Annotated in this window: 8 protein-coding genes and 1 pseudogene; 3 read left to right on the top strand and 6 right to left on the bottom strand. The window is 70.8% G+C overall.

Annotated elements, in window-relative coordinates; all coding sequences use genetic code 11:
* Positions 1–148: 148 nt before the first annotated feature.
* The 5 genes and pseudogenes from ACWDNU_RS44355 to ACWDNU_RS44335 all read right to left on the bottom strand — a co-directional run.
* Positions 149–1,015, bottom strand: a pseudogene (locus ACWDNU_RS44355) (acyl-CoA desaturase); the annotation flags it as partial.
* 395 nt (positions 1,016–1,410) lie between these two features.
* Positions 1,411–1,614, bottom strand: a complete 204-nt coding sequence (locus ACWDNU_RS44350) for a cold-shock protein (protein ID WP_037814060.1) — start codon at positions 1,612–1,614, stop codon at positions 1,411–1,413.
* Between the two features lie 661 nt (positions 1,615–2,275).
* Positions 2,276–3,865: a glycoside hydrolase family 13 protein gene (locus ACWDNU_RS44345; RefSeq protein WP_449673256.1), complete on the bottom strand. Its 1,590-nt coding sequence runs from the start codon at positions 3,863–3,865 to the stop codon at positions 2,276–2,278.
* Positions 3,865–4,260 (bottom strand): globin, encoded by a 396-nt coding sequence (locus ACWDNU_RS44340; RefSeq protein WP_116201571.1) that lies wholly within the window; start codon positions 4,258–4,260, stop codon positions 3,865–3,867. The genes ACWDNU_RS44345 and ACWDNU_RS44340 overlap by 1 nt, the downstream gene beginning before the upstream one ends.
* 19 nt (positions 4,261–4,279) lie before the next feature.
* On the bottom strand, positions 4,280–5,281 hold the full coding sequence (locus ACWDNU_RS44335) for a mechanosensitive ion channel family protein (RefSeq protein WP_370935437.1): 1,002 nt from the start codon (positions 5,279–5,281) through the stop codon (positions 4,280–4,282).
* A gap of 411 nt (positions 5,282–5,692) precedes the next feature.
* Here ACWDNU_RS44335 and ACWDNU_RS44330 point away from each other — a divergent pair, with 411 nt between their 5' ends.
* A complete protein-coding gene (locus ACWDNU_RS44330) occupies positions 5,693–6,145 on the top strand; it encodes an HNH endonuclease (protein ID WP_050788293.1) in 453 nt (150 codons plus the stop codon).
* Between the two features lie 119 nt (positions 6,146–6,264).
* Here ACWDNU_RS44330 and ACWDNU_RS44325 read toward each other — a convergent pair whose 3' ends face one another.
* Positions 6,265–6,510 (bottom strand): hypothetical protein, encoded by a 246-nt coding sequence (locus tag ACWDNU_RS44325; protein WP_449673255.1) that lies wholly within the window; start codon positions 6,508–6,510, stop codon positions 6,265–6,267.
* A gap of 465 nt (positions 6,511–6,975) precedes the next feature.
* Here ACWDNU_RS44325 and ctaJ point away from each other — a divergent pair, with 465 nt between their 5' ends.
* Positions 6,976–7,230 carry an aa3-type cytochrome oxidase subunit CtaJ gene (ctaJ, locus tag ACWDNU_RS44320; RefSeq protein ID WP_037814055.1) on the top strand — a complete coding sequence of 85 codons (255 nt, stop codon included), beginning with the start codon at positions 6,976–6,978 and terminating at the stop codon, positions 7,228–7,230.
* The gene (locus ACWDNU_RS44315; RefSeq protein ID WP_182894010.1) at positions 7,217–7,699 is read left to right on the top strand and encodes a DUF5130 family protein; all 483 of its coding nucleotides are present in this window, start codon (positions 7,217–7,219) and stop codon (positions 7,697–7,699) included. The genes ctaJ and ACWDNU_RS44315 overlap by 14 nt, the downstream gene beginning before the upstream one ends.
* Positions 7,700–7,987: the final 288 nt, after the last annotated feature.

The following is a 7,987-nucleotide window of genomic DNA, read 5'->3' as shown; positions in this document are numbered from 1 at the left end:
GTTCGGCATCGCGCGCGCGGCCTGGGGCGCCTACCCCGGCCACACCCTCGCCGATATCCAGAGCGGCACAGGCGTCGTCCACAACGCGCTGCTGCTCGACGATGTCGAACGGACTGTGGTGCGGGGACCGTTCCGGCCCGCACCGCGGCTCGGCGCGGGGCCAGCGGACGTGCGAGGCCCAGCGGAACTTCTCGAACATCCAGATCAGCCGCGCGGAGATGTCCAGCTGACCGCGGCCGACGCCGTGCCGGGCTCCGGTCGGGTCGGCGTGGTGGGAGTTGTGCCAGGACTCGCCGAAGGACGCGATCGCCAGCGGCCAGAAGTTCGCCGAACGGTCGCGCGCCTCGAACGGGCGCTCGCCGATCAGGTGGCACAGCGAGTTGACCGACCACGTCACGTGGTGCAGCGCGGCGACCCGGACCAGCCCGGCCCAGAAGAACGCGGTCAGCGCGCCCCACCAGGTCATCGTGATCAGTCCGCCCAGGAGTGCGGGGCCCAGCAGGGTCGCGAGGGTCAGCACCGGGAAGAGCCGGTCGATCCGCTTCAGGTCGGCGTCGTCGAGCAGGTCCGGGGCGAAGCGGCGCGGGTTCGTCCGGTCGCGGCCGAACAGCCAGCCCATGTGCGCGTGCCAGAAGCCCTTCGCGAGCGCGGCGGGCGTGGTGCCGAAGCGCCACGGCGAATGCGGGTCGCCGTCGCGGTCGGAGTACGCGTGGTGGCGGCGGTGGTCGGCGACCCAGTCGATCACCGGTCCCTGCATGGCCATGCTGCCCGCGACGGCGAGCGCGATCCGCAGCCCGCGGCGGGCGCGGAACGCGCCGTGCGTGAAGTACCGGTGGAAGCCGACGGTGATGCCGAGGCCGCTCACGCAGTAGAACGCGGCGGCGAGACCCACGTCCAGCCAGCTGAGGCCCCAGCCCCAGGCCAGCGGCACCGCGGCGGCGACCGCGACGAGAGGGACGACGGCGAAGAGCTTCACCAGGAATGCCTCGGTGCCGGTCTTGCGGCCGGCGAGCATGGGCTGGGGCTGTTTCGGGGGACGCTGGAGGGTGCTCTGGGTGTCGATGGGTAACGCTCCTACTCGAGCTGGTCCGGCCGCCGCGCTCTGCGGGGCCGAGGCCGGTGCCGCGGCGGGTGTCCGGGGCAAGGGGGAGCCGCCGGACAGGGGATGCGCCGTGCGTTGCGAACTGGCCAGGCAGGGGAGGGCCTCAAGGCCAGTCGCGACCTGCTCTGGTCAACGGGTGATCTTCGGTCCGGGTTCCCGGGACGCGGAAGACCTTGCGCGGCCGGGTGAATTCACCGGCGCGCACCGGAACGTGAATCAGAATCGGTTGCCGTGGGCGGAAAGTCCGCTCCGGCGAGGGTCCCCCTGGTGCGGAAAGCCTTCCGCACCAGGGGAAACACCAGCGGAACTCAGATGGCGCGGACGCCGGTGGCCTGCGGGCCCTTCTGGCCCTGGCCGACCTCGAACTCCACGCGCGCGTTTTCCTCAAGGCTGCGGAACCCGTTGCCCTGGATCTCCGAGTAGTGCACGAAGACGTCGGCGCTGCCGTCGTCCGGGCTGATGAACCCGAAGCCCTTTTCGGCGTTGAACCACTTCACGGTGCCTTGCGTCATAAAAACTATCTCCATCGGACTAAACAGCAGATGCCACCTCGACACCCGGGTCTGGCAACCGACGGTGTGCCTTCCGAAAAGAGAAACACCACGCCCGCTACATCTTGCGAGCGTGGCTGCGGGACGTACCCACCGCACGAACACAAAACACGACCGCGATCAGTAAAGCACGCCGGAGCCGGTCTCACCAGGGCTGCCGCTCCGCGGGTCCACTGTGGACGCCGCGACGCGCGGAGGGGGACGGGCTCGCGGGCAGGTCGGGGGCGGGGAGTAGCGTCAGCACCGTCGAGAAGTCTCACCGTGTGCCGGCGCTCGAGCCGGCGCCGTCCCCGGCGGACCCGCCCGCGCGGTGCCCGCCGGTGGCCCCTTCCACCTCGACGAGGAGCGACATGCGCTCGGAACGACGTCCGCTGTCCGCCGAAACCAGTGAATTCGCCCGTGCCCGGGTCTCCGCCGAACAAGACCTGCGCGTGCAGCAGGAACACGCGCCCGCACCGTCGCCGAACACGCGCACGACGTCGACGACCTGCGAGGATTGCTCGACATGCTCGGCTTGGAGGCGGGCGCCCGAGTCTGACCTTCCCCAGCCGCCGAAACCTTGTGTGCAGGTCGTGAGGGGAACCCTGAGGGAGTCAGATTCCCTCAGGGTTCCCCTCACGGACTACCCGAGCCAGGCGGCTGAGTCCGGTGCGAGCCTGCCGTCGATCAGCGGGCTGCTGGTCAGCAGCACTTCGCCTGGTGGCAGGGCGATCGAGCTGGCCGAGGTGTTCAGCGCGCAGATCAGCCCGCCCCGGCCGCGGCGGAACGCGAAGCAACCAGCAGGCGCGCCGTACCACTGAAGCTCGTCCCCACCGCGGAAAGCCGGATGGTGTTTCCGCAGCTCAACCGCGCGGCGGTACAGCGACAGCGTCGATTCCGGGTCTTCGAGCTGCCGTTCCACCGTCAGCGGAGCCCAGTCCGCGGGCATCGGCAGCCAGGTCTGCGCGGTGCGCGAAAACCCGTACGGCGGGAGCGTGCCCTCCCAAGGCAGCGGCACGCGCTCGCCGTCGCGGCTGAACTCCGGGCCCTGGGAGCGGGCGCGCGGGTCGGTCATCGCTTCCAGCGGCAGGTCGGCGTTCGGCAGGCCCAGCTCTTCGCCCTGGTACAGGTAGACCGCGCCGGGCAGGGCGAGTTCCACCAGCGCCATCGCGCGCGCCCGGCGGACCCCGGCCGCGCCGCCGCCGTAGCGGCTCGCGGCGCGCCAGACGTCGTGGTTGGACAGCGTCCAGGTCGCGGGAGCGCCCGCCGCGCGCGGCACCGCCAGCGAGCGCTCGATCGACGTGCGCATCGCGTCCGCGTCGAAATGCGTGAGCACCAGGCGGAAGTTGAACGCCAGATGAAGTTCGTCCGGCCGCAGGTAGCGCGCCAGCCGTTCCTCGTCCTGCACCCAGATCTCGCCGACGGCCATCGCGTCCGGGTACTCGTCGAGCACCTTGCGGATCAGCTGGTGCACCTCGTGCACGCCGTCGTCGTCGAAGCGCGGATCGCCGAGCGCGCCGCCGCCGTGCGCGGGCGTGTCCGGGTCCATGTCGGGCAGCCCGGCCGGCTTGGCCATCCCGTGCGCGACGTCGATCCGGAACCCGTCGACGCCCCGGTCGAGCCAAAACCGCAGGGTGCGCTCCAGATCGGCGCGGACGTCCGGATTGGCCCAGTTCAGATCCGGCTGCTGCGGCGCGAACAGGTGCAGGTACCACTGCCCGTCCGGCACCCGCGTCCACGCCGGCCCGCCGAACACGCTGACCCAGTTGTTGGGCGGTTCGGCTCCGCCGGGACCGCGGCCGTCGCGGAAGTGGTAGCGCTCCCGCTCCGGGCTGCCCGGCCCGGCGGCCAGCGCGGACTTGAACCACGCGTGCTGGTTGCTCGTGTGGTTGGGCACCACGTCCACGGTGACCCGGATGCCGCGCCGGTGCGCCTCGGTGAGCAGCACGTCGAAGTCGCCGAGGGTGCCGAACATCGGGTCGACGCCGCGCGGGTCCGCCACGTCGTAGCCGTGGTCGGCCATCGGCGACGGGTAGAACGGCGTCAGCCACAGGGCGTCGACGCCCAGCAGTTCCAGGTAGCCGAGCTTGCTGCGGATGCCCTCGAGATCCCCGATGCCGTCCTCGCCCGAATCGGCGAACGACCGCACGTAGATCTCGTAGAACACCGCGTCCGACCACCACGACGGCCGCGGAAGGCGGTCCGGCCGCCTGCCCGCGACCTTGCGTCTCATCAGACGAAGCTGTTCATCATGCTGTGCGCGGCCATTTCCAGGTACGCCCACAGCTGGCTGAGGTACGGCTCGGGGAGGTTCTCCTCGTCGATGGCGATCCGGATGCAGCGCAGCCACGCGTCGCGTTCGATCGGGCCGATCTTGAACGGCGCGTGCCGCATCCGCAGCCGGGGGTGGCCGCGCTGGTCGGAGTAGGTGTGCGGACCGCCCCAGTACTGGATGAGGAACAGCCGGAACCGCTCCTCCGCCGGGCCGAGGTCCTCTTCCGGGTAGAGCGGGCGCAGCACCTCGTCGCGGGCCACTTCCTCGTAGAACCGCTTGATGATCCGGCGGAAGGTCGGTTCGCCGCCCACCGCCTCGTACAGGTTCGCCGGTTCCGGCTCGCTCACAGACACACCTCCATCTTGCCCTGCCTCAGCTGCGCTGCGCGCCCGACTGCTTGTCCTGCATGGACGACAGCAACCGGCCGAGCGGCGGTTCGAAACCGGCCTCTTCGAGCGCGCCGAGCAGCTGCCCGCGCAGCTTCCGCTGCACCGCCCACTGCTTGCCCGGTCGCACCTTGACCGTCAGGCGCAACAGGATTCCCTCCGGTGTGACCTGTTCGACGCCGAGCAGCTCCGGCGGCTCCAGCACGTTGGCCGAAAGCGCGTCCGATTCGACCGCCTTCGTGGCCGCGCCGCTGAGCACCTCGGTCGCCTTGTCGACGTCCGCGGAGTAGCTCAGCGGGACGTCCACCACGGCGTAGGCGAAGCCCTGGCTGGAGTTGCCGACGCGCAGCACCTCGCCGTTGCGGACGTACCAGACGGTGCCCTTCAGGTCGCGCAGCGTGGTGATGCGCAGGCCGACCGCCTCGACGGTGCCGGTCGCTTCGCCGATGTCCACGACGTCGCCGACGCCGTACTGGTCCTCGATCATCATGAACATCCCGGAAAGGAAGTCCTTGACCAGGTTCTGCGCGCCGAATCCGAGCGCGACGCCGACGATGCCGGCGGACGCGATGATCGGAGCCAGGTCGATGCCCAGCTCGCCCAGCACGAGGATGAACGCGAGACCGTAGATCAGGAACGTGGAACCGGACTTCAGCACCGAGCCGATCGTCTTCGCGCGCTGCCTGCGGCGCTCGGTCACCGCGGTGCCGAGCATGTCCGGCGCGCGTTCGCGAAGCGGTCTCAACAGCGCCGGGATCTTGCCGCCGCTGCCCGAGGCCGGAAGCGTGGTGACCCGTTCGATCAGCCGCTTGGTGAGAAATCGCACCAGGAAGGCGACGACCAGGATCAGGACGATCTTCAGCGGCTTCGTGAGGAGCCAGCCCGCCGACGCGGCGAGCCACTCGTTGTGCGTGACCGAATAGACCTGGGCACACCACGTCCCGGTCTCGGAGATGCAGGCGGGCGGAGCGCTGAGCACGGCATTCACTGGCGGAGATTGTCCCTTCTCGTTTCTTCGCCCCGGCGGCGCGCAGGCGGCCGCGGGGTGGCCGCCGGGTCGCGGGTATGTGACACGTCACAGAACACGCGTGCGCCGGGGCCCTGATGTGTGGTCGACTATGCCTGCACCGGTGGAGGTGGTCGAGTGCCAGACCGACAACCCGTCCCCCTCGGCGGCGCCGGCCAAGCCATGGCCGAGCTGCCGCCGGAGGCGATCCTGCGTGCCTGCCCGGGAGGGTCCGCATCCGGCGGCTCCGTCCCGTCCGGGCCGGGGACCCGTCCAGGGGGAGCATCCCGTCCGCCCGGACAGCGTAGAGCCCGCGATCCGGTCGCCCCGGCATGGGGGCGGCGCCGGGTCCTCCTGCTCAACGCCACTTTCGAGCCGCTGACCGCGGTGCCCATGCGGCGCGCGGTGGTGCTCGTCATGTGCGGCAAGGCGGAGGTCGTCCACGGCGATCCGGGCGGCGTCGAACTGCACGCCGCGACGGTGTCGCTGCCCGTTCCTTCGGTGATCCGGCTCAGCACGTACGTGCGGGTGCCCTACCGGGCGCAAGTACCGCTCACCCGGGCCGGGCTGATGCACCGGGACCGGCACCGCTGCGCCTACTGCGGCGGCCGGGCCGAGACGATCGACCACGTCGTTCCGCGCAGCAAGGGCGGTCCGCACAGCTGGACCAACTGCGTCGCCTGCTGCGCGAAGTGCAACCACCGCAAGGCGGATCGGCTGCTGTCGGAGATCGGCTGGCGGCTGCGCGTGGTGCCGCGCGCTCCGCACGGTCCGCACTGGCGGCTCCTGGCGCATTCCAAAGAGGCCGATCCGCTGTGGCGGCCGTATCTCGGGTCGGCGGCCTAGGCTCCCGGACCTGGACACGTCGGCGCCCCGGCTGCCTGTGCGGCGGCCGGGGCGAGCCGATGGATCGTGCTCGACGTCTGGTGTCCGGTGCTGGGCGGTGCTGGCTGCGCCGGTTGCGCTCAGGCGGCGAGGCTGTAGTCGGCCTGGCAGGTGACGCGGGTGCCCATCGTGACCCGGGTGCCGCGCGTGACACAAGTACCGCGGGTGACCCGGGTGCCCATCGTGACGCGGGTTCCGGCGGTGACCCGGGTTCCGCGCGTGACGCGCGTGCCCATCGTGACCCGCGTGCCGCAGGTGACGCGGGTTCCCCGGGTGACGCGGGTCCCGCGGGTGACGCGGGTGCCCATCGTGACTCGAGTTCCCATGGTGACCCGGGTACCCATTGTCACGCGAGTGCCCGCGGTGACCCGGGTTCCGCGGGTGACCCGAGTGCCCCGCGTAACCCTGGTGCCGGACGTGACCCGCGTTCCGGGCACGAATCCGGTCTCGCTGGGTGACGAAATGGTCTCGGTGATCGCCTGAGCGGGGGGCTGGACGCTCTGCATGAGGTGTCCTCCTGGGACCGGTGCGTGACGGGCTGGGGCGGGGGAGCCGGGCGCAAGGCCCGTACAGGTGAAAAAGCTACGAGGATTTCAAGGTTCCGACAAGCCGGTATCGCCCGGTACGGCCGCCTGTACGGCGAGTTGCCATCTTTCGGCCCGCAGTCCTTCGCCCCAACGTTCCAGCGGCGGCGGGCCAAGCGGCGGACGGCGCCTCAGCGACGACGAACGGTCACGCCCGCTCGCGGTGTCGCGCGGTGGCTCCGGAAGGCATCCGATACGCTCACCGGCGTGAACGTTGTCGAGACGATCCTGGTCTACGCGGTCATCCCCGGGGCCATTTACTTCGTGGTCGGCGCCGCGACCTTGCGGAAGAAGTTCTCGGGGACGCCGCGGTACCGGCCGGGGCAGCCGTGGGAATACCCCGCGATGTGGTGGACCGCCAACCCGGACGGCGTAGGAGCCGGCCACGGCCCGGCGGTTGACGTGAATGCGGCGCCCGCGGGCGCTTCGACGGCCGCAGGAGGCGCTCGTGGCAAGTGGTGAAGTGACCCAGACCGCGGTCGCGGAGAAAGACCTGGCCTTCGGCGAGGTCATCACCAACAGCGGCCGCTTGTCCGCGGCGAAGATGTACGAGCCCGCGGCCCCGACGAGCCCGTTCACGGTGCAGCAGCTCGCGCGCCTGGACGAGGCCCTGACCTTCGCGACCCGCGAAACCGGCCTCGGCTTCAGCATCTACCTCGGCGACCTCGGCGAAGACACCCGCGCCGGCGCGGAAAAGCTGCACGCCGCCACCGACGACCCCTCGAACGCCGTGCTGCTCGGCGTTTCGCCCGCCCAGCGCGCGATCGAGATCGTCACCGGCGAACGCGCCCACTCGCGCCTGCCCGACCGGGGCGCGAACCTGGCCGTGGCGAGCATGGTGGCCTCCTTCAAGGAAGGCGACCTCACCGGCGGCCTGGTCAACGCCCTGCGCATGCTGAGCGACCAAGCGGGCCCCGCCCCGAAGCACTAACCCCCGCACAACCTTTCGAGAGCCGTCCCGCCATCGCGCGGGGCGGCTCTTTCTACGTTCTGGCCCCGGCCCAAGTCCGTGAGGGCCACCCTCACTGACTCTGATTCCCTCAGGGTTCCCCTCATAACCCGCGGAGTTCCGTGAGGGGCTCCTTCACGGAATTAGATTCCCTCAGGGAGCCCTTCACAGACCATCCGCCCAGCGCGCGCCGGGATGCGCCCCAATGTGGCGTTCGGGGGCGGGGGCGTGCCCGCCCCCCCACAATTGTGGGGGGAGGGTGGCCCTCGG

Source organism: Amycolatopsis sp. NPDC003676, assembly GCF_053587275.1.
This window is presented reverse-complemented; position numbering and strand designations above follow the sequence as displayed.